We start from the raw sequence: 24,384 nt of genomic DNA, 5'->3' as shown, positions 1-24,384 counted from the left end.
CCGCAAGCTCTTGATCAACGCGACCCCGGCGGTGCCGGGTTCTGCCGGTTCTGGGGATGTGGTGGTCGGGGGGAGCGGCTAGCGTGTCACCACCGCGTAAGGGTCCACAGTGGTGACCCTCGCCGTGCCTGGGAGGCCCTTCATGAAGCTGCCGCGATCCATCGCGGGCTGGACCATCGCGGTCTTCGGCGTGTTGGCGCTGGTGATGGGCGCGGTCGGGCTTCTCTGGCCGGAGGCGCAGTTGCGCATGCTCGGGTTCGAGGTGCCGGCGACGCGGGCCGTCGGTGATCACACCGGGACGTTCCTGCTGGCGTCCTCGATGGCGGCCTTCAACATGGGCGTCTACTACCTGCTGGCCACCGTGACCGAGTGGCGGGCGTTCTACCGGTTCACGGTGGTCTTCCGGCTGGTCACGTTCACCGTGTTCACCATCGCGGTGCTCGCCGACATAGCTCCCGACCGGTTCTTCGGGGTGGCGGCGTGGGAAGGGCTGGGCGCCGTGGCCACCGCCGTCGGTCTGCGTCTGGATGCCCGGCGGGGCATCCCGGCCGGCGGGGTCGGATCGTCCGAGGGTGCCGGGACGACTGCGGTCGCCGAGGAGGGTACCGGTCCCGCCGGTGCGGCTCCGGCGGACGCGGTGCGCTGAGCCATCGGTCGGGTTGGGTATTTTCGAGCGGTGACCGACACCCCGACCGGCGGCATGCCAGGGCCGATCGTGCCCGGCCTGACTGATTTGCGGGTCTTTGCCCGGGGCGGGTACGCGACCGTCTACCAGGCCACCCAGATCTCCGTGGGTCGCGAGGTCGCCGTCAAAGTGGAGAACCGGACGCTGGACAGCGAGCGCGATCAGGCCCGTTTCCTGCGCGAGGCGCGGGCGGCCGGTCGCATGTCGTCCCACCCGCACGTGGTGGACCTCTTCGACGTGGGGGTCACCGTCGATCAGCACCCCTACCTGATCATGGAGCTCTGCGACGGCTCGTACGCCGAACGGATGCGCACCTCACCGCTCGGCCCGGTCGAGGCCCGCGACCTCGGCATCAAGATCGCGGACGCGCTGGCCCACTCGCACGCCGCCGGGGTGCTGCATCGGGACGTGAAACCAGCGAACATCCTGTACTCGCACTTCAACTCGGCGGTTCTCGCCGACTTCGGGCTCGCCGTCCTCGCCGAGCACCGGGACGCCTCGGTCACCCTGGAGGTGCTCACCCCGGCGTACGCGCCGCCGGAGATGTTCAGCCACAGCCCGCCGTCGCCGGCCGTCGACGTGTACGCGCTCTGCGCCACCCTCTACGCGGTGATGCACGGCCGGCCGCCGCGCTGGCAGTCCGAGCGCAACCCGAGCCTGGTCACCGTGCTGGAGATGTTCAACCAGCCGCTCCCCGCGCTGCCCGGAGTGCCCGACGAGCTGATCGACGTGCTGCGCGTCGGCATGGCCAACGATCCGGGTGAGCGTCCCTCCGCCCTGGAGTTGCACGACCTGCTCAACAACCTGCCATTCGGCTCGCCGGCGGCACCCGTCAGCGGTGCTCCGGTCAGCGGTGCCGCCACGCTCTCCGGCCCGTACGCGGCCAGCCAGCCGGTGCCCCGATCGCCCATTGAGGACACTCAACGGGCGGACCCCACCGGTCGGCGTTGGCGGCGCTGGCTCTTCGGCGGCGCCGGGGTGCTCGCGCTCGCCGCCTCCGCGACCGCCGGTGCCTGGGTCGCCGATCGGGCACCGCCAGCCACCCCGTACCCGTCAGCCACCCAGATCGCCGCACCGGCGACCGGTCCGCTGCCCGGCTGCTCCACCGGCACTGGTGCTCCCACCGCCCTGCCCGAGGGTGCCCGGTGCCTGCCCGAGCTGGAATGCTTCGGCCCGATGCGGATCCGCGGCAGCCGCGCCGAGGCGGCTCGGCTGTCCTGCGCCGGCCGACACACCTGGGAGACGTACGCCGAGGGCATCCTGCCGGTGTCGCTGGTCGGCGCCGACTACGACGAGGTGACCGCCGCCGAGCCGGTGCGGCAGGTGTGCAGCGCCACGACGTTCCGGTTGACCACCGGGATCGGCGAGGCGACCGGCTGGCACCTGGAGGTGCTGCCGCCGATCGACGGCAGCATCGACCGGACCTACCGGTGTCTGGCGGGGCGCGGCGTGGACGCGCTCACCGCGCCCACGCTCACCGGCCGCTGAGCCCGTCCGAGCCGCGTCGGCGGTCACGCACCGCACGCAACGCGTCCCTGGGGTCGAGGGCATCGAGGGTGTCCGCGTCGATCCCGTACGGCATCAGCTCGGGCGGCCCGATGGGCGCCGACCGGTCCGCCGGCTCCGGATCGTCGACCTGACGGGCGGCCGAGACCGCGACCCCGGCGACCATGGTCATTAGCACGCAGAGCAGCGCGAGAACCACGCCGAGGAGGTCCTGTCGGCGCCACACGACCAGCATGACCAGCGGCGCAAGGGCTCCCAGCGCCGCGAGCACCGCCACCGTGCGCGCATCGGGTCTGGACAATCGACTCACGTGTCCAGCATGTCGCGACCTGGCCGGCTGTCAACCGCAGAGCCGACCGCCGCGCCGATCGACGTCGATCCGAGCCGTCCCTTCGACAGGGTCTACCGCGCGCACACGGATTGGACAAGAACCGCTACTCTCGGTGTTCCGCAGGCCCTTCCGGTAGCGAGGTCGCCCATGAACTCAGGCAGTTCGCAGTCCCGGCTCCGCTCGATCGCGTCGACGCTGGCGGTCGCCCTCACTCTCGTGCTCGCCGCCGCGGCCGGCTGCGACAGTCGGGAAGAGCCGGACCTGCCCTCCGTGCAGGAAAAGATGCGCGAGACGCACATCTACGGTCAGTCGAAGCTGCGGATCGGTGTCGCCACCAACGAGCCGCTGATGGGTGAGTTGCGAAACGGCCAGCACGTCGGGTTCGACGTCGAGATCGCCCGGTACATCGCGGCCTCCCTCGGCTACGAGGGGGACCAGCGGCTGGAGTTCGTGTCGGTCGCGACCGAGGACCGCATCCCGTCGCTGCAAGGTGGCACCGTCGACCTGGTCGTGTCCAGCTTCTCCATGACCGAGGACCGTAAGCAGTTGGTCAGCTTCGCCGGGCCGTACTTCGTCACCACGCAGGAGGTGATGGTGCCGACCCGACTGAAGGACAGGATCCGCACCATCGAGGATCTGCGCGACCCGGCGTACAAGGTGTGCACCAGCGGCGGCTCCACCACCGAGGCCGAGTTGGAGAAGCACCAGGTCAGGACATTCGTGGTCAAGGACGTCGGTGACTGCGTCGACGGCATCCGAAAGGGGCGGTACGACGCGGTCAGCTCCGACGAGTCGATCCTCGCCGGTTTCCTGGCCAGCTTCCCGAAGGAGTTCGAGATCGTGGACATGCCGTTCGGCACCAGCGAGTTGCTGGGCATCGGCGTGCCGATCGGTGATCCCGCGCTGCGCGACCTGGTCGCGTTCTTCCTGCAGAAGAGCTACGTACAGGGCCGCGACGGAGACGCCAGCCCCTGGCAGACCGCGTACAACCGGACCCTGGGCCCCTGGCTGAAGGCCGACAAGCGTCAGCCGCAGCCGCTGGAGGTGCCGAAGCTTGTCGACTTCGACGACAAGGCGCCCGCGAAGTGAGCGCGGCGCCGACCGCCACCGGCGGCGACGGGCCGGTCCCGCCGCCCCGCACGTCGGTGCCCGGCGGTGACGCGTCGCCGATCGACGATACGGCCGCAGCGCCGCCGGCCGCCGATCGTCCGGTGTCCGGCGCGGATGGTGACGTTGCCTGGCCGGCCGCGGTGCCGGTCGCCGAACCGGCCGTGCCGATCGTCGCCGCGATTGAGCCGGGGCGGGTCCGCTGGGATCCGGCGGAGCGGCGTGCCCGCGCCAGCCAGTCGTTCTGGACGGCGGTGGTGGGCGTGCCGGCGATCTTCTCGGTGCTCCGCCTCGGCGTGGAGGCCGGCGGGGAGCTCCAGACCACCCTGCTGCTGGTGGCCAACGTCGGGCCGGTGAACCTGCTCGCCGGCTTCCTGACCACGGCGGCGCGGCTGCTCTCCACCGGGCTGGTCGCCGTCTTCGCGCTCGGCGCGGTACTGGCCGTCAGCGCGGACCGGCTTCCGCCCGGCACCCGTCGTCGTCCGCTCTTCGCCCGCTGGGCCGACATCACCCCGGCCTGGGTGGTGCTGGCCAGCTTCCTGCTCGCCCTGATCACCTGGCCGTTGCTCTATCTGCCGTTGCTGCTGCCGGCGTTCGTGGCTGCGTTCCAACTGAGCCCGGCGCGGCTGCACGCGCGGGTCGCGCCTCGGTTGCTGCTGATCGGCGCGTTGCTCGCCGGGTACGGCTGGCTGATGCTGCCGACGATGCGCGACGCGATGCGGCAGGGCGACGAGTGGCTGGTGCTGGCGCTCATCGTGGTGCCCCCGCTGCTCGCGCTCTTCGTCGCGGGGCCGCTGCCGGGCCTGGTGATCCGGCCGCTGGCGTCGGTGACCGAGGTGGCGGTGCTCGCCACCCTGGTCTGGGCGGCGGTGCCGGTGATCACCACACCGGTGTTGCCGCTGACCGTCACCACGGTGGGCGCGGAGAGTGGGCCCACCGAGGACGTTCGCGGGCACGTGGTCACCACCGACGACGTCAACATGGTGATCCTTCAGGAACGGGGCGGTGTCCGGTACGTTCCGGTCGGTCTGGTCCGCGCCCAGGTGCTCTGCCCGAGCGAGGAGGAGCTGCCCCGCCACCAACTGCGCATTCACGACTTCCACGTCGAGGATTCGCTGTTGGAGGGCATGGGGCGTCGGGTCCGCCCGGTCCACCGCATCGACGCCGCCTGCCGCACCCCGGCCTGACGCTCGGCCCGCCCCTCCCCGGCGCGGCGATCTTGCAGTTGCTGTCCCGACGTAGCGGGCATTCCGCGCGTATCGGCGACCGAAAGTGCAAGATCGGCGCGAGCGGGGCGCAGCCGCGGCAGCCCAGCGCGCCGTCAGTACGACTTCTCCTGGCCGAGGACATGTTGGGCCACGAAATTGAGGATCATCTCGCGGCTGACCGGGGCGATCCGGCCGGCCCGGACCGCGCCGAGCAGGGTCGCCACCCCGTACTCGGTGGTCATCCCGGCCCCGCCGAGCACCTGTACGGCGGTGTCCACGGCGAGCGCGGCTGCCTCCCCGGCCGCGTACTTGGCCATGTTGCCGGCCACCCCGGCCTCCAGGTCGCGGCCGGCGTCGTACAGGGTGGCCGCCTTCTGGATCATGAGGCGGGCCAGCTCCACCTGCACAGCCGCATGGGCCAGCGGATGCGACACCCCCTGGTGCGAGCCGATGCTCCGACCACCCCAGACCTTGCGGGTGGCGGTGTACTCACTGGCCCGCTCGATGGCGTACCGACCGGTGCCGGCGCCCATCGCGGCCACCGTGATCCGTTCCGGGTTGAGCCCGGCGAAGAGCGCCGGCAGCCCGGCGTCCAACGACTCCCCGAGCAGCGCGTCGGCGGGCAACCGCACGTCGTCCAGGTAGAGCAGGAACTGGTTCTCCGGAGACACGATCTCCATGTCCAGTTTGGACCGGGTCAGCCCGGGCGCGTCGGTCGGCACCAGGAACAGCGCTGGCTTCAACTTGCCGGTGGAGGAATCCTCGGTACGGGCCACCACCAGCACGTGACCGGCCTCGTCGACCCCGGAGATGTAGCACTTGCGGCCGTTGAGCAGCCAACCGTCGCCGTCGCGGCGAGCCACGGTGCCGAGCCGGTGGAAGTTGGAACCGGCCTCCGGCTCGGTGATCGCGAAAACGATCTTCTGGGAGCCGTCGGCGAGGCCCGGCAGGTGCCGCTTGCGCTGCTCCTCGGTGCCGTGCCGACTGAGCACTGTCGCCGCGATGGCGGGGGAGACCACCAGCAGCAGCAGCGGGCAACCCGCCGCCGCCAACTCCTCGCAGACGATGGCCAGCTCGGTGATGCCGCCGCCTCCGCCGCCGTACTCGGTGGGGATGTTGACCCCCAGGTAGCCGAGCCGTCCGGCCTCGGCCCAGAGTTCGGTGGTGTGCTCCCCCGATTTCGCTTTCGCTACAAAATAGGAGTGACCGTAGCGGCGGCCCAACGCCCGCACGGCGTCGCGCAACTGGTCCTGCTCGGGGGTGAGGTCGAAGGTCATCGGGGGTCCTTTTCGTCGACAACGGCCAACACGGCGCCCGTCTGCACCTGACCGCCGGTTGGCACCGGCAACTCGGCGACCACGCCGTCGATCGGGGCGAGCACGGGATGTTCCAGCTTCATCGCTTCCAGCGTGAGCAGCGGATCGCCGGCCGAGACCCGCTGGCCGACCTCGACGTGCACCCGGGTCACCACGCCGGGCAGCGGCGCGAGCAGCGACCCGGCCGCCACCGCCGTGGTGGGCAGCGGGAGGCGCGGCAGCTCGGTCAGGCTCGCCGCCCCGTCCGGGCCGTCCACGAACACATCCGCCCCCACCCGGTGTACGCGGTACGCGCGGCGGACCCCGTCGACGTCGAGCACCGCCCGGTCCGCTGTGGCCTCGACCAGCGCCACCGTCGGTCGCCCGGTCGGCTCCTCCTCCGCCGACGTGCTGGACCAGTCGGCCAGCCGGCCGACCCGGTCCAGCCGGTAGCGGATCTCGATCTCGTCGCCGTCCGGCCCGAGGAAGCGGGTGGTCTGGGGAACGGCGGGCACGTTGCGCCAGCCGGAGGGGAGCCCGGAGAGCACCGGTGCGGTCGCCCGGCGCTGGGCGGCCGTGGCCAGCGCCGCGGCGAGGGCGGTGACCGGCAGCCGGTCGGCGGGCAGCAGCGGAGTGAAGACCTCCGGGTGCCGGTCCAGGAAACCCGTGTCGATCTCCACGGCGGCGAACGCGGGGCTGCGCAGCACCCGGACCAGCAGATCCCGGTTGGTGGTCACCCCGTGCAGCTCGGCCCGGGCCAACGCGCTGGCCAGCAGCCGGGTCGCCTCCGCGCGGGTACGACCCCAGGCCACCAACTTCGCGAGCATCGAGTCGTAGTGCACCCCGACCACCGAGCCGGCCAGCACACCCGAGTCGAGCCGCAGGCCCGGCCCGGCCAGCCCGCCGAACTCGGTCGCCACAGCGCCGACGCTGAACCGGTGCAGGGTCCCGGTGGCCGGCCGCCAACCCGCCGCCGCGTCCTCGGCGCAGAGGCGCACCTCGATCGCGTGCCCGGTGGTCGCCGGCAGGGCCGCCGGCAAGGGCTCACCCTCGGCGACGAGCAGTTGCAGACCCACCAGGTCCAGTCCGGTGCACAACTCGGTGACCGGGTGCTCGACCTGAAGGCGGGTGTTCATCTCCAGGAAGAAGAACTCACCGCCCGGGGCGAGCAGGAACTCCACAGTGCCCGCGCCCAGGTAGGCGACAGCGCGCCCGGCGGCCACCGCCGCCTCGTGCAACGCCGTCCGCACCCGGTCCGGCACCACCGCCGGCGCCTCCTCGACGATCTTCTGGTGCCGCCGCTGGATCGAGCACTCCCGGTCGCCGAGAGCCACCACCCGACCGTGGGCGTCACCGAAGATCTGCACCTCGACGTGCCGGCCGCGCTCGACGTACCGCTCGATGAAGACAGTGCCGTCGCCGAACGCGGCAGCCGCCTCGCGGCCCGCGGAGGCCACGGCCTCGGTCAGTTCGTCAGCGGTCCGGACGATCCGCATGCCCCGGCCACCACCGCCGGCGGACGCCTTCACCAGCACCGGGAAGTCGCTGATCCCGTCGGTGTCGGTCCAGCTCGGCAGCATCGGCACGCCCGCTTCGGCGAGCAGCGCCTTCGCCGCCAGTTTGTCGCCCATCGCGGCGATCACCTTGGCCGGCGGGCCGACCCAGGTCAGACCGGCATCGGTCACCGCCGCCGCGAACTCGGCGTTCTCGGCGAGGAACCCGTAGCCGGGGTGGACGGCGTCCGCGCCGCTGCGCCGGGCCGCCTCCAGGATCACATCGACCCGCAGGTACGTCTCGGCCGGCGAACTCCCCGGCAGGCGTACGGCCTGGTCGGCCTCGGCCACGAACGGCGCGTCGGCGTCCGCGTCCGAGTGCACGGCAACGGTCTGCACGCCCAGTGCGCGGCAGGTGGCGAAGACCCGACGGGCGATCTCGCCCCGGTTGGCCACGAGCAGTCTGTTGATCATGAGTGGCCCCTCTACATCCGGAAGACGCCGAAACCGTCGGCACCCTTCACCGGTCCGTTGTGGATCGCCGATAGGCAGAGCCCGAGGACGGTCCGGGTGTCCCGGGGGTCGATCACCCCGTCGTCGTAGAGCCGGCCGGAGAGGAAGAGCGCGCCCGACTGCGACTCGATCTGCTGCTCGACCATCAAACGCATCGCCGCGTCGGAATCCTCGTCGTAGTCGCGCCCTCGTGCGGCAGCCGCCTGCCGGGCCACGATCGACAGCACCCCCGCGAGCTGCGCCGGGCCCATCACCGCCGACTTAGCGTTCGGCCAGGTGAACAGGAACCTCGGTTCGTACGCGCGGCCGCACATGCCGTAGTTGCCGGCGCCGTAGGAGGCGCCCATGTTCACCGTCAGGTGCGGCACCGTCGAGTTCGACACCGCGTTGACCATCAACGCGCCGTGCTTGATGATGCCGCGCTGCTCGTACTCGGTGCCGACCATGTAGCCGGTGGTGTTCTGCAAGAAGATCAACGGGGTGTCCGAGGCGTTCGCGAGCTGGATGAACTGGGCCGCCTTCTGCGCCTCCGCGCTGAACAGCACCCCCCGGGCGTTCGCCAGCACCCCCACCGGATATCCGTGCAGCTCGCCCCAACCGGTGACCAGCGCGTCCCCGTACGCCGGCTTGAACTCGTCGAAGTCGCTGCCGTCGAGGACCCGGGCCAGCACCTCCCGGGGGTCGAACGGCACCTTCAGGTCGGCGCTGGTGATGCCGAGCAGTTCCTCCGGGTCGTACTTCGGCGGCTGTGGCACCGCCGTCCGCGGTGACGGGCCCCGCTTGCGCCAGTTCAACCGGCGGACGCACTGCCGGGCCAGCCGGATGCCGTCCCGCTCGTCGACGGCCAGGTAGTCGGCGAGCCCGGACGTGCCGGCGTGCATCGCCGCGCCACCCAGCGACTCGTCGTCGGTGACCTCGCCGGTCGCCATCTTCACCAGCGGCGGACCGGCCAGGTAGACCTGTGACCGGTCCCGAATCATGATCACGTGGTCGGACATCCCCGGCACGTACGCGCCACCGGCCGTGGCGTTGCCGAAGACCACGCTGACAGTGGGGATACCGGCCGCCGAGAGCCGGGTGAGGTCACGGAACACCCGACCGCCGGGAATGAAGATCTCCGCCTGGGTGGGCAGGTCCGCCCCGGCCGACTCCACCAGATTGACCATGGGCAGCCGGTTGGCCAGGGCGATCTCGCCGGCCCGCCGGGTCTTCGCCAGCGACCACGGGTTGACAGCGCCGCCGCGCACCGTCGGGTCGTTGGCAACGATCAGGCACTCCACGCCCTCGACGACCCCGATGCCGGTGACCACGCTCGCCCCGACCGGGAAGTCCGAGCCGTACGCGGCTACCGGCGACAACTCCAGGAACGGGCTGTCGGCATCCACCAGCAGCTCGATCCGCTCCCGGGGGAGCAGCTTGCCGCGAGCGTGGTGCCGGGTCACGTACTTCTCGCCGCCACCCGCTCGCGCCTGGTCCAGCGCGGCGTCCAACTCGGTCAAGCGCTCCAGCAACGCCGCCCGGTTCGCCAGGTACGAGGGCGCCGACGGGTCGACCGTGCTGTCCAGGATGGTCACAGGCCCATGCCTTTCGCGATGATCTCGTTCATGATCTCGGTGGTGCCGCCGCCGATGCCGAGGATCCGTGCGTCGCGGTAGTGCCGCTCCACCTCGGCGTCGCGCAGGTAGCCGAACCCGCCGTGCAGCTGCAACGCCTGGTCGACGACGTGGTCGCAGGCGGCCACCGCCACGTTCTTCGCCATCGCCACCTCGGTCACCACCGGCTCGCCGGCCGCCACCCGACCCGCGACCCCGTGCACGTACGACCGGGCTGCCTCGGCCCGGGTGTGCATCTCGGCCAACCGGTACCGGATCAGCTGCCGGCTGGCCAGCGGACGCCCGAAGGTCTCCCGGTCCCGGCACCAGCGCACCGCCAACTCGACGCAGCGCTGCGCTGTCGCGTACGCCTGGGTCGCCAGCGACAGCCGTTCCGCGGCGAAGTGCTGCATGATCGCCAGGAAGCCGGTGTTCTCCGCGCCGATCCGGTTGGCGACCGGCACCCGCACGTCAGCGAAGGACAGCTCGGCGGTGTCCGAGCAGTGCCAGCCCAGCTTCTCCAACCGGCGTCCCACTGTGAACCCGGGTGACCCCTTGTCGATGACCAGCAGGGTGAGCTCACCGCTGCCGGGGAAGTCGGTACACACCGCGGTGGTCACGAAGTCGGCCCGGTGCCCGCTGGTGATGTACGTCTTCGACCCGTTCACCACGTAGTGGTCGCCGTCGCGGCGGGCGGTGGTGCGGATGCCGGCCACGTCCGAACCGCCGTCCGGCTCGGTGATGGCCAGCGCGCCGATCATCGTGCCGGACAGGGTGGGCCGTACGTACCGCTCGATCAGGCTGTCGTCGGCCGGGGACGCGGTGCCGCCGAGCCGGCCGCCCAGCGAGCCACCGGTGCGGGCACCGGCCGCCGCGACCATGTGCGGCAACGCGATCCCGTGCGTGAACAGGGCCGCCACCAGCCCCGACGAGCCGCCGGAGCGGATCAGCTCCTCGGTCACGATGATCGAGTCGAGCAGGTCCCCACCGCTGCCACCCACCGACTCCGGAAAGCCGATGCCGAGCAGGCCGAGCTTCGCGGCGGTCGCGTGCAGCGCCCGGGGCACCTCGCCGGCCCGCTCCCAGTCGTCCAGGTTCGGCAACACCTCCCGGGTCACGAACGCCCGGGTCAGCTCGCGTAGTTGCCGGCGCTCCGGGGTGTCCACGATGCTCATCGGGATGCCCCCGTCGGAAGGTCCGCCGGCAGGTCGACGACCCGGGCGCGCAGCAGCTCGCCGAGCGCCTTGGCCTGCGGGTCGAACCGGGTGGACGCGGCCACCCCGGCACCGAGCAGGCCCTCGATCACGAAGTTGACAGCCCGCAGGTTCGACAGCTCGTAGCGCCGCACCGACAGCGGGGCGGTCTCCGGCACCAGCTCGGCCAGCCGGTCGACTGTCAACCAGGTCCGCAGCCACGCGTACCCGGCGTCGGAACGCGCCCAGACACCGAGGTTGACGTCCCCGGCCTTGTCCCCGGAGCGTGCGCCGACCACCTCGCCGAGCGCCCCGCGTCGGGTCGGGCCGTCGATGGCCGCCTCGCCACCCGGGGCCGATTCGTCCGGCGAGGTGGGGGAAGTGCGGGTCGGTGGGGCGATCGGCACCCGCTCGCCACCGGGTAGCACAGCGACGTGCGCCACCGCGTCCTGCGGCACCGCGTCGGCGGTGAAGACGCCGTACGGTGTCGCGTCACCGGGCAGGGTGGTCAGCGTGCAGCCCGGGTACGAGGCCAGGGCCAACTCCACAGCGGCGGCCGAGAACGCCCGCCCGGCCCGCGCCTTGTCGCCGTCGCGCAGGTGTACGTGCAGCAGGGCGCTGGCCGCCTCGGTGTCGACGGCGTCCGGATGGTCGGTGCGAGCGAGGGTGAACTCCAGCCCGTCCTTGCCCACCGCCTCCTCGACCTGCGCCCGGACCAGGGCCGCCTTCTCCTCGATCTGCAGACCGCACAGGACGAACGTCATCGAGTTGCGGAAGCCGCCGAGGTTGTTGACTCCCACCTTCAGCGTGGGCGGGGGCGGGGTTCCCCGGACGCCGGAGACCCGGACCCGGTCCGCCCCGTCGGGGTGCAGCGTCACAGTGTCCAGTCGGGTGACCACGTCCGGCCCGAGGTACGACGGCCCGCCGATCTCGTAGAGCAGTTGGGCGGTGACGGTTTCCACTGTGACCGCGCCACCGGTGCCCTGATGCTTGGTGAGCACCGACGAGCCGTCGGGGTGCACCTCGGCGATCGGGAACCCGGGCCGGTGGCCGCCGTCGGGCAGCTCGGTGAAGAAGCTGAAGTTGCCGCCGGTGACCTGCGCGCCGCACTCGACGAGGTGCCCCGCGACGGTGGCCCCGGCCAGCTCGTCGAGGTCGTCGCGGCCCCACCCGTACCGGGCGATGGCCGGGCCGACCACCAGCGACGCGTCGGTGACCCGGCCGGTGACCACAACGTCCGCGCCCGCGTCGAGACAGGCGGCGATCCCGAACGCGCCGAGGTAGGCGTTCGCGCTCAACGCGTCCGGTCGCTGGATCCTGTCGCCCTCGACGTACCCGACCTGGGCCGGTAGCCCGAGCCGGTCGGCGAGCTTCCCGATGGCGGCGGCCAGGCCGGCCGGGTTCAGCCCGCCGGCGTTCGTCACGATCCGCACCCCACGGTCGAGGGCGGTGCCGAGGCAGGTCTCCAGTTGCCGCAGGAACGTCTTCGCGTAGCCCAGGTCGGGGTCGCGCACACGGTCCCGGGCCAGGATCAGCATGGTCAACTCAGCGAGGTAGTCGCCGGTCAGCACATCCAGCTCACCGCCGTCGAGCATCTCCCGCCAGGCGGTGAACCGGTCGCCGTAGAAGCCGGAGGCGTTGCCGATGCGGATCATCCCCGTACCCCGATCCCCCCGGCCGGCTGCCGGCCGTCACCCGGCGGCCCGGCGAAGGCCTGAGCCACGTCGAGCCATTCGTCGGCGACCGGCCCGGTGGCGACCAGAGCGAGGTCCGCGCGGTGCCGGCGTTGGGTGACCAGCAGGCAGAAGTCCCGAGCCGGGCCGGTGACCCGGTCGGCGGCGTCCGCCGGACCCCAGCTCCAGGTGTCGCCGCCGGGCCCGACCAGCTCGACCCGGACCGGCGCCGCCGGTGCCTCCCGGCCGTGCGCGGCGAAACCGTGCCCGAGGGTACGCACGCCCAGGTGCGCCACGTGCCGGAGTCGGTCGCTGTCGGGGCGGACCACGCCGAGGGCGTCGGCCACGTCCGCGCCGTGCGCCCAGGTCTCCATGATCCGGGCGGTGGCCATCGAGGTGGCCGACATCCGGGTGCCGTACCAGGGCAGTTTGCCGCCGGCCGGAACGGCGGCCAGTGCGTCGACGAGCGCGGTTCGCCCGGCCCGCCAACGGGCCAGCAGTTCGGCCGGCGGGGCGAGGAATTCCTCGGCGCCGACGTCGACGAGTCGGGTCACGTCCGGCGCGGTGGTGACCGTCGCGTAGAACGCCTCGGGATCGGTCGCGGCCAACAGTGCGACGTGGTCGGTCCAGGCGAGGTGGGCGATCTGATGCCCGATGCTCCAGCCCGGCGCGGGGGTCGGCCTCGCCCAGTCGACCACGGGCAGTGGCACCACCAGGGCGTCCAGCTGGGCGGACTCGTCGGCCAGGTCGGTGAGCAGGTCGCTGAGGTCGACCATGGTGCCTCCGGTCGGTGGTGGCCGGTGCGGCCGGCGGTCAGGGCGTGAGCAGGGTGGCGAGCTGGCGCTTCCAGGTGGTCAACAGGGCGGCCCGGCGGGCGGAGTCGTCGCTGAGCAGGTTGGCCACCCCGAGCCCACGGAGCAGGTCGAGCGTGGCCTGCACCGCTTCGCGGACACCGGGTCGGCGCTCGTCGACACCGAGGAGGGCGACGGTGAGCCGGTGCATCTCCCGCCCGACCGTCGCCTCCAGCGGCACCAGGGCGTCCCGCAGCTCCCGATCGGTGCGGGCGGCGACCCAGAGCTCAAGCGCGGCCACGAACAGCGGCCCGGTGAACGCTACGGCGAGCAGGTCGACGACCCGGTCCAACCGCTGCGGGCCAGCCGGCAGCGCCTCGGCCTCGGTGCGCAACTCGTCGGCCCGGCGCTCAGCCAGATGGGCCACGGCGGCCGTCACCAGCGCCGCCTTCGTCGGGTAGTGGTGCAGCTGTGCCCCACGCGAGACACCGGCCCGCGCCGCGACGACGGTGGTCGTGGTGCCGGACCAGCCGTGCTCGATGAGGCAGTCGACGGTCGCCTCCAGCAGTCGGGCCTGGGTGGCGCGGCTGCGTTCCTGCTGGGGGACACGCGTCGATGCGGTGGGCACGGGAACAGCCTGCTGCCTACGAAACAAACAGTCAAGACTGACTTTTTTGTGGCCCTGCCGGGGTCGGTACGGGCCCTCGCCTGAACCTGGCCCCCGCTCGCTGACCCCGACGCGCGGTGCCCGCTGCACTCGCGGTGCCCGCGGGGGTTCCGCGGACCCGCTGAAGGCTCGCTATGGAGCTGATGCCGTAAACGAATCACCCGTCGACCTGATCAGTCGATCGGATCCTGATGTCGCAAACGATTCAGCTCCAAAGGGACCCCGACCCACGGTCCTCGGCTGCCACCCCGCCTGCCACCCTCCCGCCTGCCACCCCCCACCTGCCACCCTCGGCCGCCACCCAGGGGTTGCCGGCTCAGCGGCCGTCGCGGGGGCCGAAGACGGTCAGCGCGTCTGCGTCGCTGTGCTGGGAGCGCAGGTACTCGTCGGCCCAGGCTGCAGCGTCGGGGAAGGCCGACTCGGCCGCCACCCGGGCGCAGGCCGCGTCCACGTCGAAGGCGGTGCGGCGTAGCTGGACGCCCGGCCCGAGCAGCGCCCACCACGCGCCCGCGCCCCCGTACGGCATGCCGATGCTGCCCGGATTGACCACCAGGCGCCGATCGACCAGCCGGGTGAAGGGCATGTGCGTGTGTCCGCAGACCACCGTGGAGACCTCGGCGGGAAGACCGTCGAACACCTCCGCCCAGCGCGCCATCCGGGAGTCGACGAGCACGACCTCCTCGTCGTCGCGGGGCGTCGCGTGGCAGAACAGCGTCCGCCCGAGGCCGTCGATGTCCAGCGTCGCCGTCGTCGGAAGTGCGGCGAGCCGGGCCACCTGGTCGTCGCGTAGCTGCCCGGCGGCCCAGTTCGACACCTCGATCGACGCCGGGCGACCGGCCCGGGCCTCGACCAGCTCGCGCTCGCAGTTGCCGCCGACCCAGCACACCCGGTCACCCAGATCGGCGAGCACGTCCAGCACCTCGACCGGTTGCGGGCCGGCGGCGATGTCACCGGTGAGCACGATCAGATCGGCGGCGGCCACGTCCGGCTCGGCCAGGACGGCCTCCAGCGCCGGCAGGACGCCGTGGATGTCGGAGAGCACCGCAACACGATTCACCATGGGCCCACCATCACCGCTGACATCCATCGAGGCCAGCGATTCTGCGCCAGGCAGACGGCAGACGTCCCCGCCTGCGGCCGGTGACGGCAGGCGGGGACGCGTTGTACTGCTCAGACGCGGGCGCGGCGGGCCAGGCGCTCCGGGTCCAGGATGATGATGCTCTTGCCGTCCAACCGCAGCCACCCGCGCGACGCGAAGTCGGCCAGCGCCTTGTTGACGGTCTCCCGGGAGGCGCCGACGAGCTGGGCGATCTCCTCCTGGGTGAGGTCGTGGGTCACCCGCAGAACGCCGCCGTCGCGGGTGCCGAAGCGGCCCGCCATCTGGAGCAGGTTCTTGGCGACCCGGCCCGGCACGTCCGTGAAGATCAGGTCGGCGAGCGAGTCGTTGGTCCGACGCAGCCGCCGGGCGAGCACCCGCAGCAGCTGCTCGGCGATCTCCGGGCGGTTGTTGAGCCACGGCCGCAGCGCCTGCTTACGCAGCCGCACCAGCCGGGTGTCGGTCACCGCGGTGGCGGTCGCCGTACGCGGACCCGGGTCGAAGAGCGACAGCTCACCGACCATGTCCGACGGCCCCATCACCGCGATGAGGTTCTGCCGGCCGTCCGCTGCGCGGCGACCAACCTTGATCTTCCCGGACAGCAGGATGTAGAGGCTGTCACCGGGCTCGCCCTCATTGAAGACGATCTCGCCCTTGCGGACCTCGATCGTCTCCATCTCCTTGGCAAGCGCCTCGGCAGCTTCCGGGTCAACACCCTGGAAGATCCCGCTGCGGGCCAGTACCTCGTCCATTGCGCACCTCCGGTTGCGCGTGCCGTCCGTCGGCCGGGGCCGCCGTCCGCTGATCCCCTCGCGCGCCGCCAAGTCTAGGCGCACGTGAGCACGAATCAGAGGTCGCCCCTGGAATCTTGATCGGTGGGCGTAACCTGCCCGACGTGCTGAGCGAGCCGACTCTGACCAGCCGCGCCGAGGACGGGCGGAACGTCCCGCTGCTCGTCTGGCGTGCGGACGTGCCCCTACGGGCGGCCAGCAGTGCCCCGCTGGGCGGTGGCATCGGCGTCCGGAGGTGGGTGTTGAACGCGACGGTCCCGATGTCGTACGACCGGGAGGACCCCGCCGCGCACCTGGCCTCGCTCGCCGCCGAGCTGACCCTCGACGGGCCCGGGATCGGTCTGCTGACCGGCGTCGATGTGGCCGAGGTGGTGGCGCGTAGCGACGCCGGGGTGCGGGCCTGGGCGACGGTCGGGCTCGGTACGCCGGTGCCCGCTGCCGCGCCGCCGGCCGCGCTCAGCCCACGCGTCGGCACCGTCAACATCGTGGTGTACGTGCCGGCACGACTCGCCGACTCCGCGCTGGTCAACGCGGTGTCCACCGCGACCGAGGCGAAGACCCAGGCGATCGCCGAGCTGGGGTTGCCGGGGACCGGCACGCCCACCGACGCGGTCACGGTGCTCTGCCCGGTGGACGGGCCGGAGGCCGCGTACGGCGGGCCACGCTCCACCTGGGGCGCCCCGCTCGCCCGAGCGGTGCACGCGGCGGTGCTCGCCGGTGGTTCCCGGCCGGTCGTGCCGTGGTCCGACCAGCTCAGGGGCGCAAAGTCCAACCGATCGGCTGTCGTTGGCGCGTTTAACGACCGGTAGGGTCGCGGGCGATGTACGCTCCCGCCCCCCTCGCGTCCCGCCCGCGCCGCCGCGTCGCCCTCGGCCTCGCCGCGCTGCTGGCCGCCCTCCTCGTGGCCGGCTGTGCCGACCCCGGTGGTGAGGCACCCGTCTGGCAGCCCGGCGCGGGAGGTGGTGGCACCGGCGCGCCGGTCTCCACGACCGGCCCGAAGGCAACCGGGCCCGCGTCGTCCGGTCAGGGTGGCGCGATCTCGCTCTCCGCCACCGGCGACATCATCATGGGCAACGCGCCCAGTCGGCTGCCCGCCGCCGGCGGTAAGGGCTTCTTCAACTCGGTCACCGACGCGCTCAAGGCCGACCTGGTGATGGGCAACCTGGAGGAGCCGCTGACGGTCGACACGGGCACCGGCAAGTGCGGGGCGAACTCCACCCGCTGCTTCCAGTTCCGCGCCCCGCCGGAGTACGCCGCCCACCTGCGTGACGCCGGCTTCGACGTGCTCAACCAGGCCAACAACCATGGCTACGACTACGGGCCCAAGGGCTACGAGAACACCCAGAAGGCGCTGAAGAAGTACGACCTGGAGCACACCGGCGCGCCGAACGAGATCACCGTGGTGGAGGTCAAGGGCGTCAAGGTCGCCGTCGCCGGCTTCTCGTCGTACGTCTGGTCCAACAGCCTCGTCGACATCGACAAGGCCAAGGCGGTGGTCGCCAAGGCCGCCACCATGGCCGACCTGGTCGTGGTGCAGGTGCACATGGGTGGCGAGGGTGTCGACAAGACCCGGGTGAAGCCGGGCACCGAGATGTTCCTGGGCGAGAACCGGGGCGACCCGGTGAAGTTCTCGCACGCGATGATCGACGCTGGCGCCGACCTGATCGTCGGGCACGGCCCGCACGTGTTGCGCGGGATGGAGTTCTACAAGGGGCGCCTGATCGCGTACAGCCTGGGCAACTTCGCCGGCGGCGGCAACTCGCTGAGCAACGACGGTCGCCTCGGCTGGGGCGGGGTGCTGAAGGTGTCGCTCAAGCCGGACGGCAGCTGGGCCGGCGGCTCGTTCACCTCCACGTACATGAACTCCTCCGGCAAGCCGACCATGGACCCGGACGACCGGGGCCTGGGCCTGGTCACCGAGTTGAGTCGCGCCGACTTCCCGAAGGGCGGCGCTCGCCTCGACGGGCAGGGGAAGATCACGGCGCCGAGCGCCGGCTGACCCGACGGGGAACGTCTGGGGTGCGACGTAGGCTGACCGTCGTGACCAGTAGCCCTCCCGGTGCCAGCGAGACCGATCTCGGGCGCAAACGCCGTGCTCGCAAGATCGGTCGGGTGCTGGCCGAGACACATCCCGACGCGCATTGTGAGCTGGACCACTCCAACGCCCTGGAGTTGGCCGTCGCCACGATCCTGTCCGCCCAGTGCACGGACAAGAAGGTCAACGAGGTCACCCCGAAGCTCTTCGCCCGCTACCCGAGCGCTGCCGCGTACGCCGGCGCCGACCGGGGCGAGATGGAGGAGTTGATCAGGCCCACCGGCTTCTACCGCAACAAGACCGACTCACTGCTCAAGCTCGGTCAGGCCCTTCTCGACCGGTACGACGGCAGGGTCCCGGGGCGGCTCGTCGACCTGGTGACGCTCCCGGGCATCGGCCGCAAGACCGCCAACGTGATTCTGGGCAACGCCTTCGACGTCCCGGGCATCACCGTCGACACGCACTTCCAGCGGCTGGTCCACCGGTGGCGGCTGACCACCGAGACCGACCCGGTCAAGATCGAGCACGCGATCGGCGCGCTGTACGACAAGCGCGACTGGACCATGCTCTCGCACCGGATCATCTTCCACGGGCGACGGGTCTGCCACGCCCGCAAGCCGGCCTGCGGCGCCTGCACGCTCGCGAAGCTCTGCCCCTCGTACGGCACCGGCCCGACCGAGCCGGCCGCCGCCGCGAAGCTGCTCAAGGGCCCTCGGGCGCGCGACCTCGCGGTGGCTGCCGGGGTCGACCCGGATCTGGTGCCCGCGCAGGCGGTCGCTGCGGAGGTGCCGTGAACCGCCGCCTCGCCCTCGCCGTCCTGCCGCTGCTGCTGGCGGTCACCGGTTGCACCAGCGGCACTGCCGACGACGAGCCAGCCCCCCGCCCGGCCGCCGCTGAGCGACCGTCGCCGTTCCGGGACTGTTCGACGCTGAGCACGGCACCCACGGCACCGTCGCCCGGCTCCGGCACGGCGACCCCGGCAACGGCGGTTCCGCCGTCGCCCGGCGCGAGTGCGACGGCCTCCGGTACGCCTGACACGACGGCCCGCGCCGCTGGTGGGTCGGCGCTGCCGGAGCTGACGCTCGCCTGCTTCACCGGCGGTGCTCCCGTCGCCCTCCGGAACGTGGCCGGGCCGGCGGTGATCAACGTGTGGGCCTCCTGGTGCCCGCCGTGCCGCAAGGAGCTGCCCGCCTTCCAACGCCTCAGCGAGCGGGCCACCGGTCAGCTCCAGGTGATCGGGGTCAACAGTCGGGACAGCCGGGGCGGCGCCCAGTCCATCGGTGAGGACTTCGGCGTCCGATTCCCGATCCTGGTGGACCAGGGCGAGGCGCTGCAGCGCGAGCTGAAGCGCAACGCCATTCCGCTGACCCTCTTCGTCGACGGCGACGGTCAGGTCCGGCACATCGACGCCAGCGGCGCTCTCGACGACACCAAGCTCGCCGAGCTGGTCCGCCAGCACCTCGGCCTGGCGGTGCCGGCGTGACCCGTCGGCCACCCGGGTGGATCGATCCGTTGCTGACCCGGCTGGGCACCGCCCGCGCCGAGGACTTCACCCGGCTGACCACGCCGACCGAGGGCGGTCGGGAGAGCGCCGTGCTGGTGCTGCTCGGCGAGCAGCCCGGCGCGGGTCCCGACGTGCTGGTCCTGCAACGCGCCGCCACCCTGCGCAACCATGCCGGCCAGCCCGCCTTTCCCGGGGGTGCGGCCGACCCGGAGGACGCCGACGTCCGCGCCACCGCCCTGCGTGAGGCGAACGAGGAGGTCGGCCTCGACCCGGCCAGCGTGACAGTGCTGGCCGAGCTGCCGAAACTGTGGATTCCGGTCAGCGACTTCGTGGTAACGCCGGTGCTGGCCTGGTGGCACGACCCGCACCCGGTGCACCCACGGGAGCCGGCCGAGGTGGCACACGTCGCCCGCCTGCCGGTCAGCGAACTGGTCGACCCGGCCAACCGACTGCGGGTCCGGCACCCGAGCGGCTGGATCGGGCCGGCGTTCTCGGCGCGCGGAATGCTCGTCTGGGGTTTCACCGCCGGGGTGCTCGCCACCCTGCTCGAAATGGGCGGCTGGGCCCGCCCGTGGTCGCAGGACCGGGTGGTGGAGCTTCCGTCGACCCGGGCGACACCGGCCCCGTCCGCCGGCACCGACGAGGCTGACGAGACCGCCCTGCGCTGACCGCGCGGTCACCATCCGCAAGCGATGGTCATCCGGCGGGCACACTCCCCGTACGCTTGACCCGTGTCCGTCGTGGATCTCGTCCTGCTGCTGCTCATGCTCGTGTTCGCGATCAGCGGATACCGCCAGGGTTTCGTCATCGGTGTCACGTCGTTGTCCGGCTTCTTCCTGGGTCTGCTGCTGGGTCTCCAGCTCGGGCCGCTGTTCGCCAGACAGTTCGTGGACGCCGGCACCCGTGTGCTGATCTCGCTGGTGGCCATCTTCGGGCTGGCAGTGGTCGGGCAGGCACTCGCCGGTTGGCTCGGCTCGCACCTGCGCAAGACGATCACCAGTGACGTGGGCAAACGGGCCGACGACGTCGGTGGGGCGCTCGTCTCGCTGTTCGCGGTGCTCCTGCTCGCCTGGCTGGTCGCCGTGCCGCTCGGCTCGTCCTCGGTGCCCTGGCTCGCCGCCTCGGTCCGCAACAGTGCGTTGATCACGGTGGTCAACCAGATCCTGCCGGAGCAAGCCCACCAGCTGTCCACGGCGCTGGAGGACACCGTCGACACCGACGGGTTCCCGGATGTCTTCGGTGACCTCGCGCCCACCCGGGCCCGGCAGGTCGACCCGCCCGACCCGGCACTGGCCGGCTCGCAGGTGGTGGTCAGCGGTCGGCAGTCGGTCGTTAAGGTGCTCGGCTCCGCGCCCAGCTGCTCACGCCGGATCGAGGGTTCCGGCTTCGTGTACGCGGACGACCGGGTGATGACCAACGCGCACGTGGTGGCCGGCACCCGGTCGGTCGCCGTGGAACTGGGCGGCGAGCGGTACGACGGCAAGGTGGTGGTCTACGACCCGAGCCGGGATCTGGCGGTGCTGCTCGTGCCCGGGCTGCCCGGGCCGTCCCTGCGGTTCGCCGCCGGCAACGCGGGCAGTGGCTCCGACGCGATAGTGCTCGGCTTCCCGCTCGACGGCCCGTACAACGCGCAGTCGGCGCGGGTCCGGGACGTCGACCGGATCAAGGGCCCGGACATCTACTCGTCCAACGAGGTGACCCGGGAGATCTACACGATCCGGGCGCTGGTCCGCAGCGGCAACTCGGGGGGCCCGCTGCTCTCCGCCAACGGCCTGGTGCTCGGTGTGATCTTCGCGGCGGCGTCCGACGACCCGAACACCGGCTTCGCCGTGACGGCGGCCGAGGCCCGCCCGGTGGCGTTGGCCGGTGCCGAACGCAACAGGCAGGTCGGCACCGGCGAGTGCACCTGAGCGTCGCCGCGGGGTCGGCTCAGCCTCGAGCCGGGGCGGGACGCCCGACGGCCGGTAGCTTCGCCCGGCCCCACCGCAGCCCCCGGTCCAGCACGGCACGGGCCATGATCGCGACGCACGTGCCGCCGTTGACGAAGGACGCCACCACGTCGCTCGGGTGGTGCATGCCCCGGTACATCCGGGTCAGCGCCACGCCCAGCGGCACCATCAGCAGCAGCGTCCACCAGGCGACCTTCGCGCCGGTGCTCCGTGCCCGCAGCGCCAGCAGCACCGCGATGCCGACGTAGAGCGCCACCGCCGCCGAGGTGTGCCCGGACGGGAAGCTCGACGTGGGTGGCGAGACGTCCATGTGCTCCACCGCCGGACGCCGCCGGTCGATCGCCAGCGTGGTCAGGAGGAACACCAGCGCCTGGGCGGTCACCGCCGCGCACAGGAACAGCGGCTCGCGCCAGCGCTTCAGCCAGAGCCGTAGCGCCAACGCCACCAGCACGGTGACCACGACGATCATCTGGGTGCTGGCCAGCGTGCTGAACACCAGTGAGACGTTGTTCCAGCCGCCGGTGCGGTCGGCGGCCAACTCTCGGTTCACCGCGTCCTCGACGGTGAACGGCCAGGTACGGGCGAACACCCGGGTGACCAGCACCCCGAGCAGCACCATGAGCCCCAGCAGGAGGGACACCGGCAGCAGCACCCGCCGGAGGATCTGGACCACGGTCTCGGACATGGGTCGCCCAGTACCCGGCCGAGCTCGTCGTCACTCCTCAGGCAGCTCCCGGGTGCCGCTCGACCTCGGGAGCAACGCCGTCGCGGGTCGGCCGGACCGGCCGAAGACCGGTGTGTGCCCGCCAACTGGTGAACGCGGCGGTGGTGGCAGCGACCACCGCCACACCGAGCAACCATCCACCCACCACGTCACTGGTGAAGTGCACGCCCAGCGTCACCCTGCTCAGCCCGGTCACCACTGTGAGCAGGACCGCTGCCACCCAGAGCGCGGCCCGCGCCACCCCGCGCCCGGCGTAGGGCAGGAGCACCAGCAGCAGCACCCCGGCGGCCAGGGTGGCGTTCAGCGCGTGTCCGGAGGGGAACGAGTAGCCGGCGGCCCGGGCCACCGGGTCCAGCAACTCCGGCCGGTCCCGGCCGACCAGCAACTTGAGCAGCGGACCGACCAACCCGCCGACGACCATTGTGGTGGCCGCCCAGATTGCCAGCCGGCGGGCTCCCCGGCGCAGCAACCAGACCACCAGGAGCAGGACCACGGCGCGCAGTGGCATCGGTGCGAACACCTCGGTCCAGCCTCGCATCAGCGCGACCCAGGCCGGGTGATCCTGGGCGTAGTCGTGCAGCGCGTCGGTGACCGCTGTGTCCAGCCGGTGCAGCGGCGCCCAGGCGCCGAGAACCAGCAGGGTGAGCAGCGCGAACGGCACCAGCACCAGGAACGCCGCGACCGCGGCGAGAGTGAGCCGCAGACCCAGCGCATGGTCCGGGTCGAATCGGCGGCGTCGCCAGGACGGCTGGCCGGTGGCAGCGAGGGTGGGCGTCCGGTGCGTACTCATGGGTCCGTTCTACCCGGCCGGGCAGCCGCTCAGGCCTACCGGGCGGTCGCGATCAACGGGTCCGCTGACGCAACCGGCGCACCATCAGGGCCGCACCGGCGACCAGAGCGACGAGGAGCACGACAGTGATCCACAGCTGCTCCGGCGCGGACGTGTCCTGACCGCCCGCCGCCCGCGCCGTCCAGCGACTCTGCTGACCGGATGCGGCGAGACCGAGTGGATCGGCGCCCGCTCCGGCCACCGGATCGTCATCGACCGAGCCGGGCGCCGGACCGAAACCGGTCACGCCCGGCGACGTCTGGTCGTCCAACGGGTTGGCGGTCACCGGCGGCACCTGAGCGGTCAACGCGGCGACCGGGTCGATCACCCCGTACCCGAAGCGGTCGTCCCGCCCGGTCGGGCCCAGGTCCCGGGCGGTGGCCAACAACCGGTTGACCACCTCACCCGCGGGCATCTGCGGATAGCGGGACCGGACCAGCGCTGCGGTCGCCGCCACCAGTGGCGCGGCGAAGCTGGTGCCCTGCACCCGCCAGTACCCGCTCGGAGGCTTGGCGCCGACCAGGCCGCTGGCGGGAGCGGTGAGCACCGTCGCCCGGCCGGTGATCGAGCCGGACCACAGGTTGTCGCTGCTGCGTTCGAGACCGGACACGGCGATCACACCCGGCTCCCGAGCCGGGTACCACACCTTGGTGCTGGTGGAGGTGGCCAGGTTGCCGGTGCAGGCGACCACGACCACGTCCCGGACGAACGCGTAGTCCAGGGCGGCGGCCAGGGCCGGGCTGTCACCACTGCCGCCCAGCGACAGGTTGATCACACGGGCGCCGTTGTCGACGGCCCAGCGGACCCCCTGGGCGACGATCAGCGCGTCGTCGTAACGGTTCTCCTCGTCCAGCACACGGACCGGCAGGATCCGGGCGTCCGGTGCGAGGCCGACCACGCCCCGCTTGTCGTCGTTGCGCCCGGCGATCAGGCCGGCGACGGTGGTGCCGTGACCCACCGGATCCGGGCCCGGCGCACCACCGGGGCCGACCAGGTCCTTGCCAGGAAGCACCTGACCAACCAGGTCGGGGTGGTTGCCGTCCACTCCGGAGTCGACCACCGCCACTGTCACGCCCCGGCCGGTCGAGTTGCGCCACGCCGTTTCGGCCTGCAACTCGTCGAGCTGCCACTGCTCGTCGCGGACCTGGTCGGTGCGGGCGACGGCGTCACCGGGGGCGAACGCCATCGGCGCGCCGGCGAGTTGTCCACCGTTCGTGGGCGCGGCGACCGGCACGACTGCCGCGGTCGGGGCCGCGACGGCAAGCGCCGCGGCCACGCCGAGCAGCGCCCGGCTGGTCGCTCGTCGGGCCGCCGACGGACCGCTGTGCCGCACCCCAGTCACATACCCAGCCATTCATCCCGACGGAACCATGACGCTCGGAGATTACCGGTTTCCCCACCC

The 24,384-nt window shown here is 72.1% G+C and carries 23 protein-coding genes; 10 read left to right on the top strand and 13 right to left on the bottom strand.

From position 1 onward, the window contains the following. The first annotated feature begins 142 nt into the window (after window positions 1-142). Both ACIBEF_RS04590 and ACIBEF_RS04585 read left to right on the top strand, forming a co-directional pair. Window positions 143-646 carry a hypothetical protein gene (locus ACIBEF_RS04590; protein ID WP_355005997.1) on the top strand — a complete coding sequence of 168 codons (504 nt, stop codon included), beginning with the start codon at window positions 143-145 and terminating at the stop codon, window positions 644-646. Between the two features lie 30 nt (window positions 647-676). Continuing rightward, complete coding sequence (locus ACIBEF_RS04585) at window positions 677-2,173, top strand: serine/threonine-protein kinase (RefSeq protein ID WP_396791169.1); 1,497 nt, start codon at window positions 677-679, stop codon at window positions 2,171-2,173. On the opposite strand, the gene ACIBEF_RS04580 is transcribed toward ACIBEF_RS04585, so the two are convergent. Continuing rightward, the gene (locus tag ACIBEF_RS04580; RefSeq protein WP_396791167.1) at window positions 2,160-2,501 is read right to left on the bottom strand and encodes a hypothetical protein; all 342 of its coding nucleotides are present in this window, start codon (window positions 2,499-2,501) and stop codon (window positions 2,160-2,162) included. The two genes, ACIBEF_RS04585 and ACIBEF_RS04580, sit on opposite strands and share 14 nt — an antisense overlap. A gap of 168 nt (window positions 2,502-2,669) precedes the next feature. Between ACIBEF_RS04580 and ACIBEF_RS04575 the strand changes: the two genes are divergently transcribed. Continuing rightward, window positions 2,670-3,611, top strand: a complete 942-nt coding sequence (locus ACIBEF_RS04575; protein ID WP_396791165.1) for a transporter substrate-binding domain-containing protein — start codon at window positions 2,670-2,672, stop codon at window positions 3,609-3,611. Further along, window positions 3,608-4,816, top strand: coding sequence for a hypothetical protein (locus ACIBEF_RS04570; RefSeq protein WP_396791163.1), 1,209 nt, complete (start codon window positions 3,608-3,610; stop codon window positions 4,814-4,816). Before ACIBEF_RS04575 ends, ACIBEF_RS04570 begins: the two co-directional genes overlap by 4 nt. Before the next feature lie 134 nt (window positions 4,817-4,950). Here the strand turns inward: ACIBEF_RS04570 and ACIBEF_RS04565 are convergent, their stop codons facing one another. From ACIBEF_RS04565 to ACIBEF_RS04525, 9 genes are all read right to left on the bottom strand, one after another. Continuing rightward, entirely contained in the window at window positions 4,951-6,114 is a 1,164-nt protein-coding gene (locus tag ACIBEF_RS04565) for an acyl-CoA dehydrogenase family protein (protein ID WP_396791161.1), read from the bottom strand. After that, window positions 6,111-8,099, bottom strand: a complete 1,989-nt coding sequence (locus ACIBEF_RS04560) for a biotin carboxylase N-terminal domain-containing protein (protein WP_396791159.1) — start codon at window positions 8,097-8,099, stop codon at window positions 6,111-6,113. Before ACIBEF_RS04560 ends, ACIBEF_RS04565 begins: the two co-directional genes overlap by 4 nt. A gap of 11 nt (window positions 8,100-8,110) precedes the next feature. Beyond that, window positions 8,111-9,712, bottom strand: coding sequence for an acyl-CoA carboxylase subunit beta (locus ACIBEF_RS04555; protein WP_396791157.1), 1,602 nt, complete (start codon window positions 9,710-9,712; stop codon window positions 8,111-8,113). Beyond that, window positions 9,709-10,905: an acyl-CoA dehydrogenase family protein gene (locus ACIBEF_RS04550; RefSeq protein WP_396791155.1), complete on the bottom strand. Its 1,197-nt coding sequence runs from the start codon at window positions 10,903-10,905 to the stop codon at window positions 9,709-9,711. The genes ACIBEF_RS04555 and ACIBEF_RS04550 overlap by 4 nt, the downstream gene beginning before the upstream one ends. Continuing rightward, complete coding sequence (locus ACIBEF_RS04545; protein WP_396791153.1) at window positions 10,902-12,578, bottom strand: acyclic terpene utilization AtuA family protein; 1,677 nt, start codon at window positions 12,576-12,578, stop codon at window positions 10,902-10,904. Before ACIBEF_RS04545 ends, ACIBEF_RS04550 begins: the two co-directional genes overlap by 4 nt. Continuing rightward, window positions 12,575-13,372: a TIGR03084 family metal-binding protein gene (locus tag ACIBEF_RS04540; protein WP_396791151.1), complete on the bottom strand. Its 798-nt coding sequence runs from the start codon at window positions 13,370-13,372 to the stop codon at window positions 12,575-12,577. The genes ACIBEF_RS04545 and ACIBEF_RS04540 overlap by 4 nt, the downstream gene beginning before the upstream one ends. A gap of 37 nt (window positions 13,373-13,409) precedes the next feature. After that, window positions 13,410-14,015, bottom strand: coding sequence for a TetR/AcrR family transcriptional regulator (locus tag ACIBEF_RS04535; protein ID WP_091403316.1), 606 nt, complete (start codon window positions 14,013-14,015; stop codon window positions 13,410-13,412). 355 nt (window positions 14,016-14,370) lie between these two features. Then, window positions 14,371-15,114: a metallophosphoesterase family protein gene (locus ACIBEF_RS04530; protein WP_396791148.1), complete on the bottom strand. Its 744-nt coding sequence runs from the start codon at window positions 15,112-15,114 to the stop codon at window positions 14,371-14,373. Window positions 15,115-15,224: 110 nt separating this feature from the next. Beyond that, complete coding sequence (locus tag ACIBEF_RS04525; RefSeq protein WP_007466162.1) at window positions 15,225-15,902, bottom strand: Crp/Fnr family transcriptional regulator; 678 nt, start codon at window positions 15,900-15,902, stop codon at window positions 15,225-15,227. A 143-nt stretch (window positions 15,903-16,045) separates the two neighbouring features. Between ACIBEF_RS04525 and ACIBEF_RS04520 the strand changes: the two genes are divergently transcribed. The 6 genes from ACIBEF_RS04520 (at window position 16,046) to ACIBEF_RS04495 (ending at window position 21,390) form a co-directional block, all read left to right on the top strand. Then, window positions 16,046-16,750 carry an adenosylcobinamide amidohydrolase gene (locus ACIBEF_RS04520; protein ID WP_396791146.1) on the top strand — a complete coding sequence of 235 codons (705 nt, stop codon included), beginning with the start codon at window positions 16,046-16,048 and terminating at the stop codon, window positions 16,748-16,750. A gap of 11 nt (window positions 16,751-16,761) precedes the next feature. Further along, entirely contained in the window at window positions 16,762-17,940 is a 1,179-nt protein-coding gene (locus ACIBEF_RS04515; protein WP_396791144.1) for a CapA family protein, read from the top strand. A 41-nt stretch (window positions 17,941-17,981) separates the two neighbouring features. Then, window positions 17,982-18,770: an endonuclease III gene (gene nth, locus ACIBEF_RS04510; protein WP_357199155.1), complete on the top strand. Its 789-nt coding sequence runs from the start codon at window positions 17,982-17,984 to the stop codon at window positions 18,768-18,770. Continuing rightward, window positions 18,767-19,459 (top strand): redoxin family protein, encoded by a 693-nt coding sequence (locus ACIBEF_RS04505; protein ID WP_396791142.1) that lies wholly within the window; start codon window positions 18,767-18,769, stop codon window positions 19,457-19,459. Before nth ends, ACIBEF_RS04505 begins: the two co-directional genes overlap by 4 nt. Beyond that, entirely contained in the window at window positions 19,456-20,148 is a 693-nt protein-coding gene (locus ACIBEF_RS04500; protein WP_357199150.1) for a CoA pyrophosphatase, read from the top strand. The genes ACIBEF_RS04505 and ACIBEF_RS04500 overlap by 4 nt, the downstream gene beginning before the upstream one ends. Window positions 20,149-20,211: 63 nt before the next feature. Next, window positions 20,212-21,390 carry a MarP family serine protease gene (locus tag ACIBEF_RS04495; RefSeq protein ID WP_396791139.1) on the top strand — a complete coding sequence of 393 codons (1,179 nt, stop codon included), beginning with the start codon at window positions 20,212-20,214 and terminating at the stop codon, window positions 21,388-21,390. Between the two features lie 19 nt (window positions 21,391-21,409). Here the strand turns inward: ACIBEF_RS04495 and ACIBEF_RS04490 are convergent, their stop codons facing one another. The 3 genes from ACIBEF_RS04490 to mycP are packed head-to-tail and all read right to left on the bottom strand — an operon-like array spanning window position 21,410 to window position 24,336. Continuing rightward, entirely contained in the window at window positions 21,410-22,114 is a 705-nt protein-coding gene (locus ACIBEF_RS04490; RefSeq protein WP_396791137.1) for a phosphatase PAP2 family protein, read from the bottom strand. Between the two features lie 37 nt (window positions 22,115-22,151). Next, complete coding sequence (locus ACIBEF_RS04485) at window positions 22,152-22,943, bottom strand: phosphatase PAP2 family protein (RefSeq protein WP_396791135.1); 792 nt, start codon at window positions 22,941-22,943, stop codon at window positions 22,152-22,154. A gap of 52 nt (window positions 22,944-22,995) precedes the next feature. Beyond that, window positions 22,996-24,336, bottom strand: coding sequence for a type VII secretion-associated serine protease mycosin (mycP, locus tag ACIBEF_RS04480; RefSeq protein WP_396791133.1), 1,341 nt, complete (start codon window positions 24,334-24,336; stop codon window positions 22,996-22,998). Window positions 24,337-24,384 lie beyond the last annotated feature (48 nt).

Origin of the sequence: Micromonospora sp. NPDC050795 (assembly GCF_044456785.1) — a bacterium.
GTDB lineage: Bacteria > Actinomycetota > Actinomycetes > Mycobacteriales > Micromonosporaceae > Micromonospora.
This window is presented reverse-complemented; position numbering and strand designations above follow the sequence as displayed.